Genomic DNA, 20799 nt, shown 5'->3' with positions numbered 1-20799 from the left:
GGAGGTGAAACCCGGCTTCTTCAAAAGTTGCCGGGGATGCCAATGATGATGAATCACCAATTACTCATCAAGACCATGCTGGAGAGAGCGTACAAGTTATTTCCCAAAAAGGAGATCTTTTCCCGTGGATTAGACCGGGATATGAGATATACCTACGGAGATTTTTATCCCAGAGTCTGCAAACTGGCCAATGTTTTGCAAGCACTGGATGTTAAGCAGGGCGACAAAATCGGCACCTTTGCCTGGAACAACCACCGCCACCTGGAATTATACTTTGCCATTACCTGCAGCGGGTCAGTTCTACATACCCTGAACCTGCGCCTGTTTCCCGAACATGTTATTCATGTTATCAATCACGCCGAAGATAAAATAATCTTTGTGGACGAGGATTTGCTGCCCATTGTGGAAAAAGCGGCACCTCAGCTGACCACCGTAGAAAAATACGTTATCATGACCGACAAGGATGAACTGCCGGAAACATCCCTTTCTCCGGTGTACCATTATGAAAAACTGCTGGCGGAAGCCGCCGATACATATGACTTTCCCGATCTGGATGAAAACACTCCTGCCGCCATGTGCTATACCACCGCCACCACCGGCCTGCCCAAAGGGGTAACCTACACCCACCGCTCCATCTATCTGCACAGTCTGGCCGAATCTCTCCCCGATGTACTGGGCCTTTCCGAGCGGGATGCGGTTCTACCCGTAGTGCCCATGTTCCATGTACTGGCCTGGGGCCTGCCCTTCTCCTGCACTTGGATGGGCTCCAAACTGGTGCTGCCCGGCCGGGTGCTGACCCCTGAAGCTCTCTGCACCCTTATGGAGCAGGAAGGCGTCACCATGGCCGCCGGTGTGCCCACCATCTGGATGGGAATCTATCAGCACTTAGACAGCGGCGCCAAATATGACCTCTCCAAACTACGCTACATTGTAAACGGCGGCTCAGCCGTCTCCAAAACCCAGATTGCCGCCTTTGAAAAGAAATTCGGCCTTAGCATTCTCCATGCTTACGGCATGACGGAAACTTCCCCGGTGGTGCTTTGCTCCACCATGAAGAGTTATATGGAAGACTGGGATGAAGAAGAGCAATATGCCATGCGGGCCAAACAGGGCGTGCTGGTTCCCGGCCTGGAAATGAAGATTGTCAACGACGAAGGAGAAGAAGTGGCCTGGAACGGTAAAGAAATGGGCGAGTTATGCGTTCGCGGCCCCTGGATTACCTCCGAATATTACAAAGAGCCGGAGCGCAGTGCTGAAAACATCAAAGACGGTTGGCTCTACACCAACGACATTGTCACCATTGACGAGGAAGGGTTTATCCTGATTCAGGACAGAGCCAAAGACTTAATCAAAAGCGGCGGGGAATGGATCTCTTCGGTGGATCTGGAAAACACCATTATGGCCCATCCCGAAGTGGTGGAAGCGGCAGTTATTGCCGTCCCCGACCCCAAATGGCAGGAGCGCCCCATGGCCTGTGTCGTCTTAAAAGACGGCTCCAACGTCACCGAGCAGGATATCCTGGATTTCCTCAAACCCAAAGTAGCCAGGTACTGGATGCCCGATAAAGTCCAGATCATCGGCGAAATCCCCAAAACCAGCGTAGGCAAATTCAACAAAAAAGCCCTGCGCGAAACATACGCCAAATAACCTGGGGGTCAGGTTTAACATTATTAATCATTTAACAAAAAAACGTCTGCGCGACATTAACCAGTCGCCAGACGTTTTGCTTTTCTTTGATTAGGCCCCGGAAACTAATGGGTAGGGTCTTTGGTCATGGCCAGATAAATTCCGGAGCCCAGGGGATTGCCGATTAATAGCAGGGTGCCTGCAACAATGAACCCCACAATACTCAGCAATCGGGAAGGGCCTGTTTCCCTGCTCTGCTCCACATAGATTCTCTCAGGGCCTTCTGCTCCGCCTACCGGACTTTCTGAGTATCCATCTGAGATGTCAACCTCTTGCACATAGGAGACAGTTTCCACTGAAGTGGTATAGGCACCAATCGCTGCCATGGGTAGAAGTAGTAGCATAAATACCGGCAGCACTGTGGCCACTATTTTATGTCTGGTTTCCCAGGAAGGAGAGAGCCAGGCCAAAATAATTCCTACCGGCCATAAAAAGATGGTGAGGATAATAATTAAAACAGGAGGGAAGGGCTGTGTTGTTGGGGCCTGCCTTTTTTCAGCCAGGTTGTGCTTCTCTCTGAATTCAGCGGCAATTTCCCGGGCGTCGCCGAACCGTTCCAGAATGTTGCGCATTTCCGCAGGTGATTCCCCGGCAGTATGATTCCATTCCTCCACAAAGTGAGAACGGATTTCCGCCACAAAATCCCGGCGCAAAGAAGGAGAGATATCGGAGAGTTCTCGTTCCACATCATCCAGATATTGATTAAGCAGCTGTTCAGACTGATAGTCCATATTATTGTTCCCCCCATAATATCCCGTCTACCGACTGGGAAAAGTGTGACCAGCTTTCCTTAAACTCATTGAGGGCTCTCATCCCATCCCGGGTAGCCCGGTAATATTTACGGGGTACCGCACTGCCTGATTCCCGCCACGCAGCCTGAACCAAGCCCTCTTTATGCAGCCGGGAAAGCAAAGGATAGATGGTGCCTTCATGAGTTGTCAGTCCGCGTTCCGTCAGCACCTTGACAATCTCATAACCGTATTTTTCCCCCTCGGCAATAACCGCCAGGACACAATACTCCAAAGCCCCTTTTTTAATTTGGATTAACGATTTATCTTTTTTCATCTCAAATATAGTGTAAAACAATATGCCTTTTAATGCAAGGTATGTTTTTTACATCTCAATAAGACAAGTAATATGGTGTTTCTACCAACAGATGTTTTATTCCATGATTTAGACATGTTAGCAGGAAATGCAAATTGTGCCAAGAATTAAATTAATGACGGAAGTTGGCTCCGGAGGCGATGTTATGTCTTTGCGCAACAAAACATTCTTAATCTTGGGAAGCACCTTGATTCTCCTGCTTGTCACCATGTACGGTGCTTTTAACCATATCTTTTTACAAAGCAGCAATGAGATGGAGAGAAACGACGTTAAACAAAATATCACCCGTATTAACCGTGCCCTGCAGTCCGAGTTGAGAAAATTGGATACGGTGGCCTTTGACTGGGCCAACTGGGACGCAACCTACGATTTCATGGAAACCAGATCCCAAGACTCCCTTGAAAATCTGGCCGATGATTACTTTGTCAATCTTCAATTAAACTTTATGCTGTTTCTTGACTCCCGGGGCATGATTGTTTATGCTACAGGTTTTGACCTGGATGAAGAAGCAAAAAAGCCAATACCGAAAGGATTATCCACACACCTGGGACCGGATAGTCCGTTTCTTTCTGCTGAAGCCGATTCAGTTAATGGGTTGCTTACCCTGGCATCAGATACAGCTATGGTTGCCGCCCGCCCTATCCTGCCTCCCGGCGAAGACGGTTCTCCCCGCGGCACACTGGTTGTGGGACGATATCTTGGGAGTTCGGATTTAGCCACCTGGTCGGCAAGCACCCTGGTACCCATACAGAAATATAGTTACTCAGATTTTCATTATCCGGAAGACCTGACCCCCGTCACTGTAGACGGACAAAAGGGCTATGTTTCCGTAGTAAATAACAGCACCATCTCCGGAATCTCTGTCTTGGCAGATCTGTATGGGGAGCCGGCAGCGGTGCTGGAGTTTGATCAGGCCCGCCCCATCCAGCAAATGGGTGCGGAGACCTTCCACCGCATGACTCTGATAATGTTAATAATCGCCCTGCCCTTTAGCATCTTCATGATTTTCTTTATGGAAAAAACAATACTTTCCCGGGTTTCCCGGCTTAGCCAGAGCTTTGAGAAGGTTGAAAGCAGAAAAGATGTTTTTAAACGCTTGGAGAAAGAAGGCGTCAAAGACGAACTGTCTTCACTGACGGGAAATATTAATCAGATGCTCAATCAACTGGAAGAATCCCAGCAAAACATGATGATTACCCAAAACCTGCTGGATTTGGTGGTCCACCTTGACCCGGAGGGCCGTTTTAGCTATATCAGCCCCAGCCACAAAGCGGTGCTTGGTCACGATCCCCATGACTTGTTAGGTGTTTCTGCCTTTGATCTTGTCCATCCCTCCGACAGGGCTAAGGTAGTGGAATCGTTTTCCCAGTTTGCACACACACAAACCATCGAGCGGCAGGAATTTCGTTACCGGCACATCAAAGGCCACTATCTCTGGCTGGAGTCCATCGCCAATCCCCTGTACGATGAACACGACAATATCACCGGCATCCTGGTAAGCAGTCGTGACATTACCGCCCGCAAAGAAATGGAAGAACAAATGCGCCGGCTTAGCCTTTATGATACCTTAACCGGCCTTTATAATCGCACTTATTTCGAACAGGAAATGCGCCGCCTGCAAAACGGCCGCAGCGCTCCCATCGGCATCATCATCTGCGATGTGGACGGGCTGAAACTCTTTAACGACAGCATGGGCCACAGTGTTGGCGATGATTTGCTGCGCAGCGCAGCGGAAGTGATTAAGAGCTGTTTCCGTGAAGAGGATATGGTGGCCCGTATTGGCGGCGATGAGTTTGCCGTCCTGCTGCCCCACAGTACCCCCGAAACTCTGGAGACCGCCTGCCACCGCATCCGGGAAGCCATCTCCCGCTACAATGAAGAGAGCCCCGGACTCCACCTCAGCATCTCCATTGGCCATGCCATTGGAGACGGCGGCACCAATATAACCGAACTGTTCAAAGAGGCAGACAATAACATGTACCGCGAAAAGCTTCATCGCAGCCGCAGTGCCCGCAGTGCTACGGTCCAGATTCTTATGAAAGCACTGCAAGCCAGAGACTATGTTACCGAAGGGCACGCCGACCGCCTGCAAAATCTGGTAGGCCAACTGGCCCAGACCCTGGAACTTCCCAAGCACAAAATCTCCGATATTCGTCTGTTTGCCCAGTTCCATGATATCGGCAAGGTAGGAATACCGGATCGTCTGCTTTTTAAAAAGGCACCTTTAAATGAAGAAGAAAGACAAGAGATGAAGCGCCACTGTGAAATCGGCCACCGTATTGCTTTATCGGCGCCGGATTTGGTGCCAATTGCCGACTGGATTCTTAAACACCATGAGTGGTGGGACGGCAACGGCTACCCCTTCGGGTTAAAAGAACTGGAAATTCCTCTGGAGTGCCGCATCCTGGCCATTGCCGATGCCTATGATGCCATGACCAGCCAGCGCCCTTACCGCGATGCCTTATCGCACAAAGAAGCGGCAGAAGAGCTGCGCAAGTACTCCGGCAGTCAGTTTGATCCCAATCTGGTGGAACCGTTCCTTGATATTGTGGAGCAGCAGCTGAAAGAAGCCAACCAAAACAGAGATAACGATATTGCCTAAACCCGCAGCCTGCTGCGGGTTTAAATTATCCCAAAAATTAATATCCCGTAACATGAAGGATATGCCTCCACCGACAGCGAAAATATTGCTAAACCCAATTTCATGGAGGTACATATGAAAAAGAAAATTATTCTGCTTATAGCCGTCCTGGCTATAGGCTTACTATTTGTGAACGCCAACCCACTGGAAATACTGGAAACTTTTGCGGTCCCCGATGCACCCAATGAAAAAGAACCGATAGAAACTGACCCCGACCCGGATGCTCCTGCAGTTGCTCTGGACCAACCGGCAGATGCTCCAGCGGAAGAAGAGCTGGATATCCCCCAGGAACCGGAGCTGCCGGAAATCGATTTCGTTAATGATTCCATGGATGAACTGGTGGACAGGCTCTCTTACATGGAGACACCCATTGAAGGGCGCAGCGTGACTTCCGTTAACGGGCAGCTTCCCAATGCTCCCCGTAATTACCGCAACGGAGTTCACGAAGGCCTGGACTATTACAACACCATCGGCCGTGACGTATTGGCAGCGGGGCCGGGAACGGTAATCCGCGCCGACCACGGTTATGTGGAAATGACACTGGAAGAATATGAAGATGTTATCCGCAGATCCATCACCGCCAACGGTACTCCTCCGGAATTGTTGGACAAGCTGCGCGGTATGCAGGTCTGGATTGAACATCCCGACGGTGTGGTAACCCGTTATGCCCATCTAAAAGAGATTCGCCCCGAAATCACCGAGGGAACCATTGTGGAAACGGGACAAGCCATAGCAACCGTGGGCAATACCGGTATGCGCGCCAACGTTACCGGTGTAATAGAAAGCCCCAGCGGTGAACCCCATCTCCACTTTGAAATCTGGCACGGCAATACATTCCTGGGCCAGGGCCGCTCTCCGGACACCGTCCGCAGACTATACTCACGTATCTTAGATTAAAAGCCGGATTTTTTCCGGCTTTTTATTTTTTTGTATAAACCACTCCCTTCGTCGCAGAATATAAACAGCAAACGAAGGGAGGAAGCATATTGAATCTGTCAACAAAAGAAGTAAACTACTTAAAGGATCATCTTTCCTGGGAGTTGGCCGCCGCCAAAAAATGCTACAATCACGGCCAGCAGTGTCAGGACCAGAAACTTTCCCAATTACTTGATGACATCGGCCGTATGCACCAGGAAAACTTTGTGGACATCTTAAACTACGTAAACCAAAAAGCCAAGGAGGTCTAGCATGGATCCCAATGCCACCATTACCACAGAAACCGGCGCTCAAAAAATCGGCAAACAAGTCTCCATCAACTTTCAAAAGGATCAGTCCATCAATGATCTGGATCGTCTCTATGACGTCCTGTTGCACCATAAGCATATGATGAATGTTTATCAGATTTCCTCCTCTGAAGCGGTGGACATCAACCTCCACAATCTCCTGAATACCTGCCGCCACCGGCTGCAGCAACAACACGGCAAAGTCCTGGACACTCTCTTTAATATGGGGGAATACACCGCCGACATCGCACCCCCTTCTCAGGTAAAAGATATCTCCGCTGTTTTCATGGGCTACCTAAACCAATTACCCTACAAAACAAAAATGCCCCATTAAACTCACCGCAAGGTGAGTTTTTCCAAGCTGTCATCTTTCCGCAATCACCTTAGTATGTTATAATTAAAGCCTACGAAAACCAAGAGGTGAGTGCACTGAAGCTCTTAAAACCAAATCAGATGGTGGATTCCATCTACCACATAGACCTGCAGCAATTAAAACAACAGGGGATTAAAGCCATCATTGCGGACCTGGATAATACACTGGTGCCCTGGCGTTCTTCCGAAGTACAGGAAAAACTGGTTGACTGGATTAATACCGTTCGCGACGCCGATTTAAAAATTGCCATCGTCTCCAACAACACATCCGCCCGGGTAGAAGCCATGTCCTCCCAATTGGGTGTAATTGCCCTGGGCGGCGCTATCAAACCCCGCCGCGGTGCTTTTCGCAGCATTGCCGCCCAATTCAATCTCTACCCCAAGGAAGTGGCGGTGGTGGGAGACCAACTCTTTACTGACATCTTAGGCGGCAACCGCACCGGCATGCATACCATCCTGGTCACTCCCATGAGTACCCATGAATTCATCGGCACTAAAATCGTCCGCCAAATAGAAAAAGTATTTCTCCGTAATTTAAATAACAAAAGCACCTGATTCCAGGTGCTTTTGGTCGTACTATCTTTTTCCCTGCATCATTTGACGCTGCTCCATCTGGCCGCCTCTGGGCTCCGGTACGCGTTCCAGATTCTCGCGGATCCGTGTCTCCATTATTTCCTCACACTGTTCAGCATGCTCTGCAGTGACACGGCCTTCTTCCACCATGAGAGCCATCTGCTCCCGGCGAAAATCTACCACGGAATCTACCAGCTCATCGGCGCTCACGCCTCTGCTCTCGGCAACTCCAATCATGGATTTACCCTCTCTGCGAGCATCCCGCAAAGCCTCTTCATCCATGTCCAGCGCCTCGGCGATATAAGGACGGGTTACGCCCTGGCCCAGCCCCATGCTGCCTTCCTGTGCATTTCTGCCAAAACCTTCACCGGCAAATGCACTTACCGACAGAGCCACCAGCAAGCCCAGCACCAATACTGCCACAACTCCTTTACGCATAACCATTCACCTCCCTTTAATTTTTTTTAAGTACACTTATACTATAGCCAACGAATATGGAGAACCAATGTAGACAATATGGAGATGGTATAGAGATTTGCTCCATTGCGCACACTAACTTTCGAGGTGGTGCCAGTGGATCTTCTGGAAAAAATGAGGGAGGCGTATCAAAGCGCCAAACCAACCCCCGAAAAAAAATTACAGGATGTAATCGTCAACAGGGAGACAGGCGAATACACTTTTATCTGGGAAGAAAAAAATAAGCCTTAGGCTTATTTTTTTTGAATTTCCTGCCATCTGACAGGGAATCCACACATCTATGAAGAAACATTTTTTAGAGGTGATATTCATGAAAATATCAGGCCGAACAAAAATTACCGGGATTTTTGGCGACCCGGTAGAGCATTCCCTGTCTCCCGCCATGCACAACGCCGCCTTTGCCCATCTGGACCTGGACTACGTCTATGTGCCTTTTCACGTCAACACCGATGACATAAAAAGAGCCGTGGGCTCCATCAAAGCACTAAACATCACCGGCGTAAACGTAACCGTGCCCCACAAACAGGATGTAATCCCGTTTCTTGACGAAATAGACAAAACCGCCAGCCGCTGCAGCGCAGTAAATACCATCGTCAACAAAGACGGTATCCTCACCGGCTACAACACCGACGGTACCGGCTTTATCGATTCCCTCAAAGAATACGGCTTCAACCCCAAAGACAAAGAAGTAGTAATCATCGGGGCCGGCGGCTCTGCCCGCGCCATCTGTGCAGCCCTCCTGGAAAACAAGGTCTCCCAAATAACCATCATCAACCGTTCCCTGGAAAATGCAGAACAACTGGCTGAATCCCTTGGGCAGGCCCACACATTCAGCGTCATACCCCTAATTTCCAACTACTCACCGTCCATCTATAGCGCCGACCTGGTGGTAAACACCCTGTCCATCCCCTTTAAACAAGAAGACGGCGACTGGCTCGTTGACCTCTCCAGTGCCGCCGGCGCTCTCTTTTACGACCTGCGTTACGGAAAAATGCCCTCGGATTTCCTCACCTACGCCAAAGAACTAAAAAGCCCCGGCCTGGACGGCCTGGGCATGTTGCTCCACCAGGGAGCAAGAGCCTTTGAACTATTCACCGGCACAAAGGCTCCCACTGACATTATGAAAAAAGCGACTTCTACTTAATTTTACCCGTCACCGGATCATAATCAAAATCCGCAGCACCGGTAACCGGATTCACCGGCATTTCCCGAAAGTATCCGTTTTCCACCAAGCTCTCTAAATCATCGGGATACTTGCCGTTTTCCAGCTGGTAGATCTCCACCGCTTGCTGCATTACCTTCACATTATAGGACAAGACACTGTTTTGCACAGTACCGATATGCTCACTGTACACAGTAATTCCGGTCCCCGAAAGTGTAACCAATATCACCAAAACAATAAATAATTCCGCTAACCTCATGTATAACACCTCACACAGGAAATTTTACCCAAATTCTTTTGTGTTATACATATGCCAACTGAATCTGTAATATTCTTCCTTCAAGAAAAGCACCTGTTTTCAGGTGCTTTCTGTGTTAAAGCTGCATAGTCAAAAATAAGAAACCATAGTAAACCATTAATAGTGAATAGGCCGCAAAAATTACTGATACATAGCCAAACAACCTGCGCCCAACCCTGACCCTCACCAACCAGAGAAATAATAATAACAGCGGCACAATAATCAATTTAACCTTAGGAAAGTAAGCCGTATCCACAATCAAAGCCATCACCGGATTTCCTTCTCTGAAACCTAAACTTAAAGCATGTAGCGTCAGAAAATAGTCCGCCGCATTAAAAAAGGCAACACAAATTAACATCAACCCTATCAGCCTAAATCTGTTATTTTCATCGCATATGTACTGCAACTATCATGCCTCCGGTCTTTTTTATCATTACTATGGAGTACTTGCGGTAAACTTGCCTTCTATTATGTACAACCATGTTTCTTTCTAAAACAAAAAAAGCACCCGCAGGTGCTTTATTCTCTAACTGAAGACTTCCCAAAAGAGCCATGCATAGTAAACCATTAACAAAAAGTAAGCAATAAATATAATCCACACATACACATACAATCTTTTGCCAACCCGCTGCCGGTTCAGCCACAACAAAAGCAGCAACAGCGGCACCAAAACCAGCTTCACCTTGGGAAAATACACCGTATCCACAATCATATCCATAACCGGATTCCCTTCCCGCATCCCCCGACTAAGGGCATACAAAGTCAGAAAGTAATCCGCCACATTAAAAACACCCACACCCAACAGCAATAACCATAAAAGCCTGTCCCGGCCACCTGCTTTTGTTAACCCTCCCATGATATCCCCCCATACATATCTTACCAAACAAATATAAAGGGTAGATAAACAAAGTCTTGCATTGATAGACATCCGACCAAAATAATGCTATCTTAAAGAGCATAGGAGGGAACAATCATGAACGTAGCCATTATTCAGCTGGAAGTAAGTGATGTACATAGCAGAGAAGAGAGATTCAAAAAAGTGGAGCAAATCATGCTCGAGCTTCATGCCGGCAATCCACAGCCGGATCTGATTCTCCTGCCGGAAATATGGGGAAGCGGCTTTTTCAGATTCCAGGATTACGCCGCCCACAGTGAAGAAGCAGAAGGGGAGACCTATTCCTTTTTAGCTCCCTGGGCAGAAAAAATGAACTGCCACATCTTAGGCGGCAGCATTGTAGAACGAGACGGAAACCATTTATATAATACAGCTTTATTCATCGACCCCCATGGAAAACTAATCAGCAAGTACAGAAAAATCCACCTCTTTGGCTATAAATCTGAAGAGAGCAAACTCTTAACCCGCGGCACAACTCCCACAGTTATAAAAACAGACCTGGGCACATTCGGCATCTCCACCTGCTACGACCTTCGTTTCCCCGAACTGTACCGCAAAATGGCAGACCTTGGAGCCCAAGCCTTCCTGGTTACCTCCGCCTGGCCCCTGGCCCGCCTGGAGCACTGGACCCTCTTTAACAGAACCAGAGCCCTGGAGAACCAGTGCTACCTCATTTCCTGCAACTGCTCCGGCCAGATAAAAGAAAACCCCTTCGCCGGCAACAGCATGATGGTAGACCCCTGGGGAACAGTACTACACTCCGCAGGGGAAGAACCTGCCCTATTACATGGCAGTATAGATCTAAGCCATGTCTCAGAAATACGAGATAGTTTCCCAGCTTTTAACGATCGCGTTTTATTGTAACATAGCCTACAGTAATAAAGCCCGCCAAAAGGCGGGCTTTATTACTGTACTTTATTCTTCATCACAGCAATCAAAAGCAAAATTATCACACGGTTCAGATTGGACAAAGTTCTCATTGTTATTGGCGCTATCTAAAGCGTCTTTTAACAACTCCATGTACTCACGGCTTGCTTCCTCATTTGCTAATGCCTCATTTGCCAAATTGATCAAAGCTCCAATGGAAATATAATCACTGTTAGGTAAGACTCCAGGGGCATAAACCAATGCATTTCCTTCTACCCCTTGCCATAATACATTGAGCCGCATAGCAGCTAACTGAGCGGAAAGCATATACTGCATATTTTCTGCATTGGCACCACGTAACCAGCTGCGGAAATCGTCGTGGTCTTCTGGAACAAAAGTATCGCCAGTTGCATCCTTTAGATTCAGGGCGGTAAGAGCTGCTATTGATTCATCGATATCATCCTCAAAAATCCGCTGTCCGTTTCTGTTGCCCCAGAATCCCATGGTGTATCCGCCGCCTTCACCCAGGCAGAGGTTACCGAACTCAACTTCTACATCAAGTCCATCAACATCGGAGCCCACGGTAACCGTATATTCAGTAGGGGTTGTCGATCTCCAGTTACCTGTTGTAGACTCGCACTCTACAATTCTAAAGGTGGTACCATAAATTATATTTTCAATCTCATATGGTGTTTCTACGCAACCGTAGAAAACGTCACCGATGTAAATCTTTACTTTCCAGTCTTCGATTATAGCCTCACCGTTATCAAACTCTCCGTTGGCATTGGCATCATAGAATTTAATAATTGAAAGTTTGCCAAGCTTTGGCTCTTCTTCTTCGTCTCCGGAGCTGTTACTAATGGTCAGGACCCCAGAGGCTGTATAAACCCAGTGCCAGTAGCCAATCTCAGAGCCAGTTAGGTCTGCATTTTCCGAGCCCTGCCAGAAGGGATTATCCAGTGTTCCCGATCCGCCACCAGGGCCTTGGGCATCAACTTCCCAGTAAACTGTTGGTCTCTCATCAGCAAATGTAAGTACAGCAGACGTTGCTAATGCACCAGTGTCCCGGTATACATCAAAATGTAGGACTCTGGAACGGTGATCCCTGTTAGAGGTTGTAGTCGTTTCCCCGTCATCGTATGTTACTACCAGTGTAGCTGTAGGCTCTGTTTCCGCGAAGACCATCGGCATTGTCATGGCTACCAACATAGCCAGTGTAAGCAGAATAACTAACACTTTTGTTTTCATAAGGCTTTTCATTAGTTTTACCTCCTTTTTTTTTCAATGAAATTAAACACAAAAAGAACCTAAACTACGTCTTTCCTCTCATCACCCCCGAATGTGATGCAAAGATGGCTGGTTTAGGCTCTAATTGTGCAAATATTCTACTGTGATGTTGGCATGAGCAGAACCCGTTCTGAGCACAAAAAAAACCGGCCTGCCATAGCCGGTTGCGCCGCCAGCTCTCAACCTCTCAAGGCGCCCGATTTGTAAGAGGTTGGTCATTGCTTCTATGGTTGATTAGATTATAGCAGGATAGCAGAGGGATAGGAAGAAAAAAGTTTCCACATATTTACACACGATTTAACAAAGAAATACTATGTTTTTATAATGTTTCTTTGACTAATGTAGAATGGACTTCATGAAAGTCGAAGAGTCGGTTAATTTGCTATGCATATTTGAGATTCTGCTATGATTAGCTACTAATCCAATATGCTTACTAGAATTAGCGAAAATGTTACCATTTTGAAATTATTTTTAAACTTTGTTTTTACATCATTCGACCGCATCTTTTCCTTTTATTACGCATAATTTTTCCGATAACAACATTTACTTATAAATTTCCATCAAATAACGTGTTTTTTACTTCAGATTTTCCTCATTCTTCTTGCTTAAAGGGGCCTTTTTTCAAATGTCGAATTAATTGACACCTGAACTTATTAGATAGTAAGATAGAAAACACAAAGCATGTTAATAATTTCCATGGAAAGCGAGTTCGGAGGCATTGTATGAGAGCGATTTCAGGTAGTTTTCATCGGATAGATAAAAACTACTTGCTAAACAGTAAGGGGAAAATCAACTTTCATCCCGGGTTTAGTACCACATTTGGTCTCTTTAGGGCTATTTCCCTGCTCCTGACTTCAATTGTATTTATGCTGGCCCCGGGCCAGAGGCTGCTGTTTGATAAACTGGGATTTCTTCTGTTTTTAGTAATCTCGTCGTTTATCTTTGTTTATCTATATAACCGAGCAATCAAACGCAGTGACAACCTGGCCGTTTATGTTTTGGCCGAATCTGTTATCCTGGCTATCATCGTTGCCTTGACAGGTGGCTTGGATAGTCCCTTCATATGGTATGCGCTAAATCCCGTTATGATCGCCTCTGCATACCTACCATTCTTCATGCCCTGGACTTTAATGTCTGTCTATCTTTTATTTTCGATCCTTGAAGATCTCTACTTTGAGGGCGCAAATTTTAGTCTTTTGGGCTTCTTCTCCAATTATCTCGGCCTTATTTCAGCCCTTTTCCTAATGGCTCTTGCCTTTCAGATTTTTTCCGGCATTTATCGTGTCTTGGCGGTCCAGTCCCAGGCATTGGAAGAACAACAGGAGAAGCTCACGGAAGCTTATAACAGTTTAGAAAAGAATCATCAGCGTTCAAAGTCCTTAAGCGATTTCCAACGCGAGGCCGTCGCCTGTAAAAACACAAGTGATGTTTACAGAAAGCTTGTAGAATACGCCGAAGACGTATTTCCTCTTCAGAAAGCGGCTGTACTGGTGCTGGATTCCCCCACACCGTTTCTAAATCCTACTCACCAGATTCTTTTTACAGTGGTACCCCCCGACATCCCTCATAATTTTATTAGTGAGGAACTTAATCTTGCTGAATTGGCAAGGCGATGGAGTGAACCAGGTAAAGATGAAGTGGCAATATCTGAAGACAATTCCTGGTTATCACTGCCACTTAGGCTAAATGATTATAGTATCATGGCTATCTTTGTAGGGTGGCTACCTCCTGGCAAAAGCTTTGCCAATTTTCAGTCTGAACTGAACTTTTTTATTAACTTCGCTCAACAAACCGTTTGTAATATCTTCAATCTGAAGCGAACGGAGCAAACAATGCAGCGTATGACCGCATTGTATGAAGCGGTGGAAACAATCTCCAGCCGTGATGACATAAAAGAAGTAATTGATCTTTTTGCCGCCTACGCCCGCGCCCTTACCGGCAATAAAAAAGTAATATTTTGGTTGGATAAGACATCTGTTAAAGAAGACAGCTCATTAAACAATCGTATCTACACGGTTAAAGGAGAGAAGGATGTTCTTCCCGAGAGCTACTGGTACGAACCTTTGATAGCAGCGTGGTCACGGATTCAAAAAACTCCCCACTCAGTAGAACATCTGGTTTATGATTCACAGGGTAAGCCGGTGGCACGTCTGCTCTGTATGCCCGTTAAGTCACGTTCCCACTGTTTTGGCTTACTGGCTGCATTGCAGCCAAAGGATGCCTTTAACACGGAAGAAGTTATGCAAACCCTTTCCTTTATGGCTAATCTGGCAGCAGTGGCCATTGAGCGTAACATAGCCGAGTTGTTTTCCGATAAGATGCTTTTGCTGGAAGAGCAAAACAGAATCGCCAATGAGATCCACGACAGTGTTTCTCAGAATCTTTTTAGTGTGGTTTACGGCGCTGAGGCCATTATCAGGCAGGGCGATACCTTGTCCCCTAACGAGAAAAAACAGATTCTTCAGGCTATTCGCGATGTTACGGCAAAGACAGCAAAAGAGCTGCGCTTGCTTATTTACAGGCTGAGCCCACGTCATCGTGGCGACCATACATTTGTCAGTGAACTGGAAAAACAATTAAACGGCTTGGCGGAATTGAATCAGATAGATATAGATTTTAATATCAGTGGGAAGGAAGAATACCTAAACGCTGCCATCCGTCGTGCATTTTATCGCATTGTTAAAGAGGCAACCAATAATGCCATTCGCCATGGCAAAAGTAAAAATATCAAAGTTGATCTGTTAATGGATCCATTCGAATCTCAGTTATTTATTCAGGATGATGGAAAGGGATGTGATATCGACCTCTACAGTACTAATGCCGAAAGCAGTGCCAGAAAGCTGGGAGTTGTCAATATGACAGAACTGGCCCGTTCACTACAAGGCCATCTGAACATTGAAAGCAAGGTGGGCGAAGGTACAAAAATATCTGTGTCTGTTCCTACGTCACCTGTACCAGAAAACTAAATCGGGGGAGGAAGGATATGAGAGTCATAATTATTGACGATCATCCGCTGGTACGCAAAGGTTTGGAGTTGGTTGCTTCACTGGAAGAAGACTTTGAAATCTGCGGTTTTGCCGCAAATGGCCTGGAGGCTATGGAAGTCTTGGAAAAACACAGTCCGGATGTTGCCCTGGTTGATTTACGCTTACCCGGGGAACACGGGTTAGACATTATAGAAAAAGCGCGCTCAATAAACAGTACCTGCAAATATATTGTGCTCACTTCCTATGCCACAAAAGAAGAAATTAAACAAGCCATGGCTTTAGAGGTAGACGGTTATATATTAAAAGAAACCTTACCCGAAGAGTTAATCACTTCTGTGCGCATGATACATAAAGGCCGCAAGTATTTTGATCCCGTAATCGTCCAACACGCTTTGGAAGAGAAGAATGAAGATAAGTTAAGCGAACTGACAACCCGAGAAATGGAAGTACTGAAATTCCTCTCCCGCGGACTAAATAATAAAAAGATAGCCGAAGATCTGTTTATCAGCGAACACACAGTAAAAAAACACGTAGGCCAAATCCTCACCAAACTGGAACTACAGGACCGCACCCAAGCAGCCCTCTACGGCGTTTCCCAGGCACTAAATAGGTAAACGAGGCACCAGTCTGAACCTTAGCTCACAAAGGTCTCCAGGTCAGAGATAAAATCAGTCTGGCCAGCCTGTAATTTGTCACCCCGCTGTTATTATTAAGGGGGGGGTAACAAAAAAATAACTATTTCCTGCAAAAACCCTGTCTAAACAGATAGGGTTTATTGCTTATAATTATCTTTATTTTTTTGTTACGAAATGTTCATTTTTGTAGTGCACCTGCATATTTTGTTACGAAGTGGGCACGCTGTAATCAATTCTGGCAGAGTTCCTACAAAAACGACAGTCGGTATATATTCCGGCGAGTAATCCCGACTCTCGGGGGGGGTGGGGCGCAGGCTGGCATTATTTTATTGTTAGCTGTTATTGCACCTGTTCAAAAAAACTTAATAGGGAGGAAAATAATTGAATATGGCAAAACCGGTGTCGAAGTATTGGCGAGTGGGATTAGTTCTTTTGGTTATTGGATTGCTGGCGATAGGTACCGCCCTGGGCTCCGTGCCGCCTTGTGAGGGTCCATTGGTTGATCCAGTTGAATACAATGGAAACCCAGAAGAAATCGGAACAAGAATTAATGATCCTGGAAGCGGATATATCGATGTAGAATTTGACGGTGTTTGGTATAAGGTATTTTATGAAGTTTACGACGGAGGTAAGACACTAAAGTTCTGGGAGGAAAATGGTTTCCCCGTTGTATCCAAGGTTACAGTTAAGGGTGGCCCAAATGCTAATATTTACTACTATGCTGCCGATCCACCTGAAGGACTTGGAGTGCCTGTAGCTAGCGACTGTGGTTTGCAGTCTCCACGACATGGAAAAAATATCCCCGGCATAAGTTATGTTGAGTTCGAATTTGAACCGCCGCCAACCGGTAGCCTCAAGGTTATCAAGATTTGGGATGACCAAGGCACAGGAGTTGTATATGACGGCACCATCGACGTCAATATCTACGATTCCGAAGGTACACTGGTTGACACGCTTATCCTCAGTGACGCTAACAACTGGGAAGATGATCTTGGCTATCTGCTCCCTGGAGTATATACCTTCGCAGAAGTGACTCCTGATGGCTGGACACCAAGCTACGACCCGGCAAACCGTGAGTTAGTTGTTGAGGCCGGTGATGATCCCGCAGCTGGTGCTATTGGTACTATTACAAACACCATTGACCTTGGTAGCCTCAAGGTTATCAAGATTTGGGATGACCAAGGCACAGGAGTTGTATATGACGGCACCATCGACGTCAATATCTACGATTCCGAAGGTACACTGGTTGACACGCTTATCCTCAGTGACACTAACAACTGGGAAGATGATCTTGGCTATCTGCTCCCTGGAGTATATACCTTCGCAGAAGTGACTCCTGATGGCTGGACACCAGCTACGACCCGGCAAACCGTGAGTTAGTTGTTGAGGCCGGTGATGATCCCGCAGCTGGTGCTATTGGTACTATTACAAACACCATTGACCTTGGTAGCCTCAAGGTTATCAAGGTTTGGGATGACCAAGGCACAGGAGTTGTATATGACGGCACCATCGACGTCAATATCTACGATTCCGAAGGTACACTGGTTGACACGCTTATCCTCAGTGACGCTAACAACTGGGAAGATGATCTTGGCTATCTGCTCCCTGGAGTATATACCTTCGCAGAAGTGACTCCTGATGGCTGGACACCAAGCTACGACCCGGCAAACCGTGAGTTAGTCGTTGAAGCAGGCGAAACACCGGTAGCCGGTGCTATTGGTACTATCACCAACACCTATATCCCACCCGAATCCCAAACCATCTGGGCAGCTCATGCACCAGGAGTGTATCGCTACAATCCGGATAGAGGTAACTGGTTCACTTACGTTAAGTATTCAGAATTAGCAGAAGAAGATGGGGTATTAACAGCTTATCTCTACGCTGGCCAAACTAATTACGCAGGACATGTAACATTCACAAATCAAACTTCAACACATGTTGATATAACCATTTATCTCGACGGTTGGGCATTTGCACAGGGTGAAAATTTCTACGTTCAGGACTATAACGTTGCACCAATAGGCCAAAGAACAGCATCAGGCCTATTCGCTTATAAACAGACAGCTCTTTCAAGTCCAGTTACCATGACAGTTCCTCTAAACGGCTATTATGGTATCCACGTCAATGCATATGAACTGCCGTAGTTTATAAGGGTTCAATAATAATTACGCAATAAAAGAATGATTGAAGTATTAAGATGACCCCTAGGGAGCAACCACCTATCACGCTCCCTGGGGCTTTCTTTTTTGTAAAAAATTTTAGGAGCAGTTCCAGCCTTCTGAAACTGCTCCCTGTTCATTTACTCAAAATGTATTGCCGCCCCAACCGTTCCCGGGCCGGTATGGACTCCGATAACGGCACTTACTTGGGTGAAGATGGTGGCAGGGACGCCGCAGGTGTTTTCCATGATAGACTTTAGTTTGTTTGCTGCATCTAGGGCGTCGCCGTGGGCGATGGCTAAGGATTTTACACTGCGGTTACCCACTATTTCCTTTAATTTGTTGGCTATCTGGTCAAGGGCTTTATCCTGGCTTCTTGCTTTGCCGGCGGGGACGTAAATCCCTTCTTCGTTTACCCGTACCACAGGTTTGATGTTTAAAAGAGAGCCTACTAGTCCGGACACTTTGCCGATGCGGCCGCCTTTTTGCAGATATTCCAGGGTGTTTAAGGTAAACATGGTTTCAATACTTTTGCGAGCCTCGGAAATTCTTGTGAGAATCTGGGGAGTGTCCATACCCTCATGAATGCAGCGGGCGGCTTCCTTTACCATCAGGCCGATGCCCAGGCTGATGTTTTTGGAATCGACCACATGAATTTTGTCCTGCAGTGTTTCGGCTGCAACTCTGGCTGCGTTTACTGTTCCGCTTAAAGCAGAGGAGAGGTGAATGGAAATAACTTCGTCATATTGCTTTAAAAGCTGTTGGTACAACGCAGTAAAGTCTGCAGGGGAAGGCTGGGATGAACGGGGCAGTTCCTGGGCTGTGGCCAGTTTTTGATAAAAATCTTCGGCTGTTAGTTCTCCGTCAATATACTCCTGGTGTGCAAAAACTATCTTCAAAGGGATAACGTGGGCATTAAATTCTTCTTTCATAGCAGTGGTCAGGTCAGCTGTACTGTCTGTTACTAAGGCAATATTTTTCACAAGGCACCCCCATAATATTTGCTAATAACAATATTTTAACATATTTTTAGTAACTTTACCCAATATTTATTTTTGCATATGTTAAAGGCCCGGGAGTATCCCGGGCCTGACTAATTAACTTAACGAACTAAATGGAGTTATTTTGCTATGTAGATAATATCCGGCACTGGCCTTTCCCGGCCGTCGGAGGGTTTGTTTAATACTTTACCGTTGAAATAGAGAGTGGTTGAACCGCCGCCATCTAAATTATAGGCCCAGGCTGCCCCTTCATCAATGAAGATTTGGGCTAGATCTCCCAGGTTAATCCCCGTTGACCAGTTATTGCGACGACCATCCACCACTATAAAGATGAGGTCGCCGTTTTCTTTTTGTCCAATGGCGGTTCTGGGGTGAATGGTATTGTTGTTTTGGGCTGTGCTGGTCATTTGGCCGTTTCTGACTAATACGGGGCGAAAGGTAATCACTTGATGGGCGCCGTCCTCAATCATCTGTTCTACTCCCCGCTTTCCTGAATCCATCAACATACCACAGGCAGTTATGCCCATGGGAGTATGATTGATATCCATACTATAAACTTCGCCCTCGCGGACAACAGGGGAAAAGGGGACATTGCCACTAAAGCCTGAGGCATTGATTGCTAAGATGGCGTTATTGCTGTTAGCAATTTTTGATACGGGCTTTCTTGGAGCACCATACTCATCGTGCGCAAAGGCAACTCTAAGCTTCGTTGGATCAACAAGTTTTACAGTGGCAATCCAAATGCGGTTATGGGATTTCTCAACATGTCTTATCTCTATGTTTACACCATTTTCGTTGTAACTATAATTCCGGGTATGGATACAGGTACTTTCCGTGTTATCAGGAGTTTCTTCCTTAGCTGTGTTATCAGCGGGAGTCGGAGCGGGTGCTGGCTCTACCATTTCAGGGGGCGCTTCCGTCGACTGTTCGTCTACAATTTCTTCAGGGTCTTCTTGCTCATCAGCTGATGCTTGTGATTCAGATTCAGAGGTTTCTTTGCTGTCAGTTTCCTGTTTTTCTTTTGTTTGATTGATGTCTTCGTTTTCCGATTCTACTACGTTTTCTTTTAATTCAGTTAAAGTTATAATGTTTGCTTGCTGAGAAAATAGATAATCAACAGCAGTGTCAACTGATTGTTGTACTATTTCAACTACACTGCTGTTATGGTCCGGGTTAACCTGTTTCGTTTGGGCATTAGCCACTGGATGATGAAGTAAGATAAGAATAACTGCAATTAAAGATATTTGTTTTGCCTGCATTATGCTGACCTCCTGCTAAACTTGTAATGGATGGTCTTTTTAGTTTGATTTAGATTTTGCACCAGATACGGAGTAAAAATTTCAGGCATTGAAAATTTTTACTAAGCGAAAAAGAAAAGCGCATGTGATCGGTGCCCGTTACAAGACGATTAAACCTATAGCCTATTGACAAA

At 46.4% G+C, this 20799-nt stretch carries 22 protein-coding genes and 1 riboswitch; of the genes, 13 read left to right on the top strand and 9 right to left on the bottom strand.

Translation table 11 applies throughout. The features are described 5' to 3' along the window. Positions 1 to 42 precede the first annotated feature (42 nt). Complete coding sequence (locus tag DEALDRAFT_RS04280; protein ID WP_008515213.1) at positions 43 to 1647, top strand: long-chain fatty acid--CoA ligase; 1605 nt, start codon at positions 43 to 45, stop codon at positions 1645 to 1647. Positions 1648 to 1751: 104 nt separating this feature from the next. Here DEALDRAFT_RS04280 and DEALDRAFT_RS04275 read toward each other — a convergent pair whose 3' ends face one another. Both DEALDRAFT_RS04275 and DEALDRAFT_RS04270 read right to left on the bottom strand, forming a co-directional pair. Continuing rightward, a complete protein-coding gene (locus DEALDRAFT_RS04275; RefSeq protein WP_008515211.1) occupies positions 1752 to 2417 on the bottom strand; it encodes an HAAS signaling domain-containing protein in 666 nt (221 codons plus the stop codon). A gap of 1 nt (position 2418) precedes the next feature. After that, complete coding sequence (locus tag DEALDRAFT_RS04270; RefSeq protein ID WP_196776597.1) at positions 2419 to 2709, bottom strand: PadR family transcriptional regulator; 291 nt, start codon at positions 2707 to 2709, stop codon at positions 2419 to 2421. Positions 2710 to 2887: 178 nt separating this feature from the next. On the opposite strand from DEALDRAFT_RS04270, the gene DEALDRAFT_RS15850 reads away from it, so the two are divergent. The 5 genes from DEALDRAFT_RS15850 (at position 2888) to DEALDRAFT_RS04245 (ending at position 7581) form a co-directional block, all read left to right on the top strand. Then, positions 2888 to 5392 carry a diguanylate cyclase domain-containing protein gene (locus tag DEALDRAFT_RS15850; RefSeq protein ID WP_161598011.1) on the top strand — a complete coding sequence of 835 codons (2505 nt, stop codon included), beginning with the start codon at positions 2888 to 2890 and terminating at the stop codon, positions 5390 to 5392. 114 nt (positions 5393 to 5506) lie between these two features. Then, a complete protein-coding gene (locus tag DEALDRAFT_RS15845) occupies positions 5507 to 6328 on the top strand; it encodes a M23 family metallopeptidase (RefSeq protein WP_008515206.1) in 822 nt (273 codons plus the stop codon). 89 nt (positions 6329 to 6417) lie between these two features. Beyond that, complete coding sequence (locus DEALDRAFT_RS04255) at positions 6418 to 6618, top strand: hypothetical protein (protein WP_008515205.1); 201 nt, start codon at positions 6418 to 6420, stop codon at positions 6616 to 6618. A gap of 1 nt (position 6619) precedes the next feature. Next, complete coding sequence (locus DEALDRAFT_RS04250; protein WP_008515204.1) at positions 6620 to 6988, top strand: spore coat protein; 369 nt, start codon at positions 6620 to 6622, stop codon at positions 6986 to 6988. Between the two features lie 86 nt (positions 6989 to 7074). Beyond that, on the top strand, positions 7075 to 7581 hold the full coding sequence (locus DEALDRAFT_RS04245) for a YqeG family HAD IIIA-type phosphatase (RefSeq protein WP_143753373.1): 507 nt from the start codon (positions 7075 to 7077) through the stop codon (positions 7579 to 7581). 21 nt (positions 7582 to 7602) lie between these two features. Here the strand turns inward: DEALDRAFT_RS04245 and DEALDRAFT_RS04240 are convergent, their stop codons facing one another. Continuing rightward, entirely contained in the window at positions 7603 to 8037 is a 435-nt protein-coding gene (locus DEALDRAFT_RS04240; protein WP_008515202.1) for a hypothetical protein, read from the bottom strand. 135 nt (positions 8038 to 8172) lie between these two features. On the opposite strand from DEALDRAFT_RS04240, the gene DEALDRAFT_RS17385 reads away from it, so the two are divergent. Further along, the gene (locus DEALDRAFT_RS17385; RefSeq protein ID WP_008515201.1) at positions 8173 to 8307 is read left to right on the top strand and encodes a hypothetical protein; all 135 of its coding nucleotides are present in this window, start codon (positions 8173 to 8175) and stop codon (positions 8305 to 8307) included. A 79-nt stretch (positions 8308 to 8386) separates the two neighbouring features. After that, positions 8387 to 9220 carry a shikimate dehydrogenase gene (gene aroE, locus DEALDRAFT_RS04235; RefSeq protein ID WP_008515200.1) on the top strand — a complete coding sequence of 278 codons (834 nt, stop codon included), beginning with the start codon at positions 8387 to 8389 and terminating at the stop codon, positions 9218 to 9220. Here aroE and DEALDRAFT_RS15840 read toward each other — a convergent pair. The 3 genes from DEALDRAFT_RS15840 to DEALDRAFT_RS04220 form a co-directional block, all read right to left on the bottom strand. Continuing rightward, the gene (locus DEALDRAFT_RS15840; RefSeq protein WP_008515199.1) at positions 9213 to 9497 is read right to left on the bottom strand and encodes a type II secretion system protein; all 285 of its coding nucleotides are present in this window, start codon (positions 9495 to 9497) and stop codon (positions 9213 to 9215) included. The two genes, aroE and DEALDRAFT_RS15840, sit on opposite strands and share 8 nt — an antisense overlap. Positions 9498 to 9612: 115 nt before the next feature. Further along, complete coding sequence (locus DEALDRAFT_RS04225) at positions 9613 to 9942, bottom strand: DUF5658 family protein (RefSeq protein ID WP_008515197.1); 330 nt, start codon at positions 9940 to 9942, stop codon at positions 9613 to 9615. 120 nt (positions 9943 to 10062) lie between these two features. Then, on the bottom strand, positions 10063 to 10392 hold the full coding sequence (locus tag DEALDRAFT_RS04220; RefSeq protein ID WP_008515195.1) for a DUF5658 family protein: 330 nt from the start codon (positions 10390 to 10392) through the stop codon (positions 10063 to 10065). Between the two features lie 117 nt (positions 10393 to 10509). On the opposite strand from DEALDRAFT_RS04220, the gene DEALDRAFT_RS04215 reads away from it, so the two are divergent. Further along, complete coding sequence (locus DEALDRAFT_RS04215; RefSeq protein ID WP_008515193.1) at positions 10510 to 11295, top strand: carbon-nitrogen family hydrolase; 786 nt, start codon at positions 10510 to 10512, stop codon at positions 11293 to 11295. Between the two features lie 51 nt (positions 11296 to 11346). Here the strand turns inward: DEALDRAFT_RS04215 and DEALDRAFT_RS15835 are convergent, their stop codons facing one another. Then, on the bottom strand, positions 11347 to 12558 hold the full coding sequence (locus DEALDRAFT_RS15835; RefSeq protein WP_008515191.1) for a hypothetical protein: 1212 nt from the start codon (positions 12556 to 12558) through the stop codon (positions 11347 to 11349). A 176-nt stretch (positions 12559 to 12734) separates the two neighbouring features. Beyond that, a riboswitch (cyclic di-GMP riboswitch) is annotated at positions 12735 to 12820 on the bottom strand. Between the two features lie 487 nt (positions 12821 to 13307). On the opposite strand from DEALDRAFT_RS15835, the gene DEALDRAFT_RS04205 reads away from it, so the two are divergent. From DEALDRAFT_RS04205 to DEALDRAFT_RS04190, 4 genes are all read left to right on the top strand, one after another. Beyond that, positions 13308 to 15551, top strand: a complete 2244-nt coding sequence (locus DEALDRAFT_RS04205) for a GAF domain-containing sensor histidine kinase (protein WP_008515190.1) — start codon at positions 13308 to 13310, stop codon at positions 15549 to 15551. Positions 15552 to 15568: 17 nt separating this feature from the next. After that, positions 15569 to 16186, top strand: coding sequence for a response regulator (locus DEALDRAFT_RS04200; protein WP_008515188.1), 618 nt, complete (start codon positions 15569 to 15571; stop codon positions 16184 to 16186). Between the two features lie 402 nt (positions 16187 to 16588). Then, a complete protein-coding gene (locus DEALDRAFT_RS04195; RefSeq protein WP_008515185.1) occupies positions 16589 to 17587 on the top strand; it encodes a collagen binding domain-containing protein in 999 nt (332 codons plus the stop codon). Between the two features lie 248 nt (positions 17588 to 17835). Continuing rightward, positions 17836 to 18351 (top strand): hypothetical protein, encoded by a 516-nt coding sequence (locus DEALDRAFT_RS04190; protein WP_008515183.1) that lies wholly within the window; start codon positions 17836 to 17838, stop codon positions 18349 to 18351. A gap of 155 nt (positions 18352 to 18506) precedes the next feature. On the opposite strand, the gene DEALDRAFT_RS04185 is transcribed toward DEALDRAFT_RS04190, so the two are convergent. Together DEALDRAFT_RS04185 and DEALDRAFT_RS04180 are read right to left on the bottom strand one after the other, a co-directional pair. Further along, positions 18507 to 19349 carry a DegV family protein gene (locus DEALDRAFT_RS04185; protein ID WP_008515182.1) on the bottom strand — a complete coding sequence of 281 codons (843 nt, stop codon included), beginning with the start codon at positions 19347 to 19349 and terminating at the stop codon, positions 18507 to 18509. A 137-nt stretch (positions 19350 to 19486) separates the two neighbouring features. Beyond that, complete coding sequence (locus tag DEALDRAFT_RS04180) at positions 19487 to 20626, bottom strand: phosphodiester glycosidase family protein (RefSeq protein ID WP_008515181.1); 1140 nt, start codon at positions 20624 to 20626, stop codon at positions 19487 to 19489. Positions 20627 to 20799 lie beyond the last annotated feature (173 nt).

The organism is Dethiobacter alkaliphilus AHT 1 (genome assembly GCF_000174415.1).
Lineage (GTDB): Bacteria > Bacillota > Dethiobacteria > Dethiobacterales > Dethiobacteraceae > Dethiobacter > Dethiobacter alkaliphilus.
The sequence above is the reverse complement of the archived record's forward strand: the minus strand, read 5'-3'. Positions and strand labels throughout refer to the sequence as shown.

Excerpts from the sequence above, each read along its gene's own strand:
- DEALDRAFT_RS04280 (WP_008515213.1), top strand. The coding sequence starts at position 43 with ATGATGATGAATCACCAATTACTCATCAAGACCATGCTGGAGAGAGCG.
- DEALDRAFT_RS04275 (WP_008515211.1), bottom strand. The coding sequence starts at position 2,417 with ATGGACTATCAGTCTGAACAGCTGCTTAATCAATATCTGGATGATGTG.
- DEALDRAFT_RS15845 (WP_008515206.1), top strand. The coding sequence starts at position 5,507 with ATGAAAAAGAAAATTATTCTGCTTATAGCCGTCCTGGCTATAGGCTTA.
- DEALDRAFT_RS04250 (WP_008515204.1), top strand. The coding sequence starts at position 6,620 with ATGGATCCCAATGCCACCATTACCACAGAAACCGGCGCTCAAAAAATC.
- DEALDRAFT_RS04240 (WP_008515202.1), bottom strand. The coding sequence starts at position 8,037 with ATGCGTAAAGGAGTTGTGGCAGTATTGGTGCTGGGCTTGCTGGTGGCT.
- aroE (WP_008515200.1), top strand. The coding sequence starts at position 8,387 with ATGAAAATATCAGGCCGAACAAAAATTACCGGGATTTTTGGCGACCCG.
- DEALDRAFT_RS15840 (WP_008515199.1), bottom strand. The coding sequence starts at position 9,497 with ATGAGGTTAGCGGAATTATTTATTGTTTTGGTGATATTGGTTACACTT.
- DEALDRAFT_RS04220 (WP_008515195.1), bottom strand. The coding sequence starts at position 10,392 with ATGGGAGGGTTAACAAAAGCAGGTGGCCGGGACAGGCTTTTATGGTTA.
- DEALDRAFT_RS04215 (WP_008515193.1), top strand. The coding sequence starts at position 10,510 with ATGAACGTAGCCATTATTCAGCTGGAAGTAAGTGATGTACATAGCAGA.
- DEALDRAFT_RS15835 (WP_008515191.1), bottom strand. The coding sequence starts at position 12,558 with ATGAAAAGCCTTATGAAAACAAAAGTGTTAGTTATTCTGCTTACACTG.
- DEALDRAFT_RS04205 (WP_008515190.1), top strand. The coding sequence starts at position 13,308 with ATGAGAGCGATTTCAGGTAGTTTTCATCGGATAGATAAAAACTACTTG.
- DEALDRAFT_RS04200 (WP_008515188.1), top strand. The coding sequence starts at position 15,569 with ATGAGAGTCATAATTATTGACGATCATCCGCTGGTACGCAAAGGTTTG.
- DEALDRAFT_RS04180 (WP_008515181.1), bottom strand. The coding sequence starts at position 20,626 with ATGCAGGCAAAACAAATATCTTTAATTGCAGTTATTCTTATCTTACTT.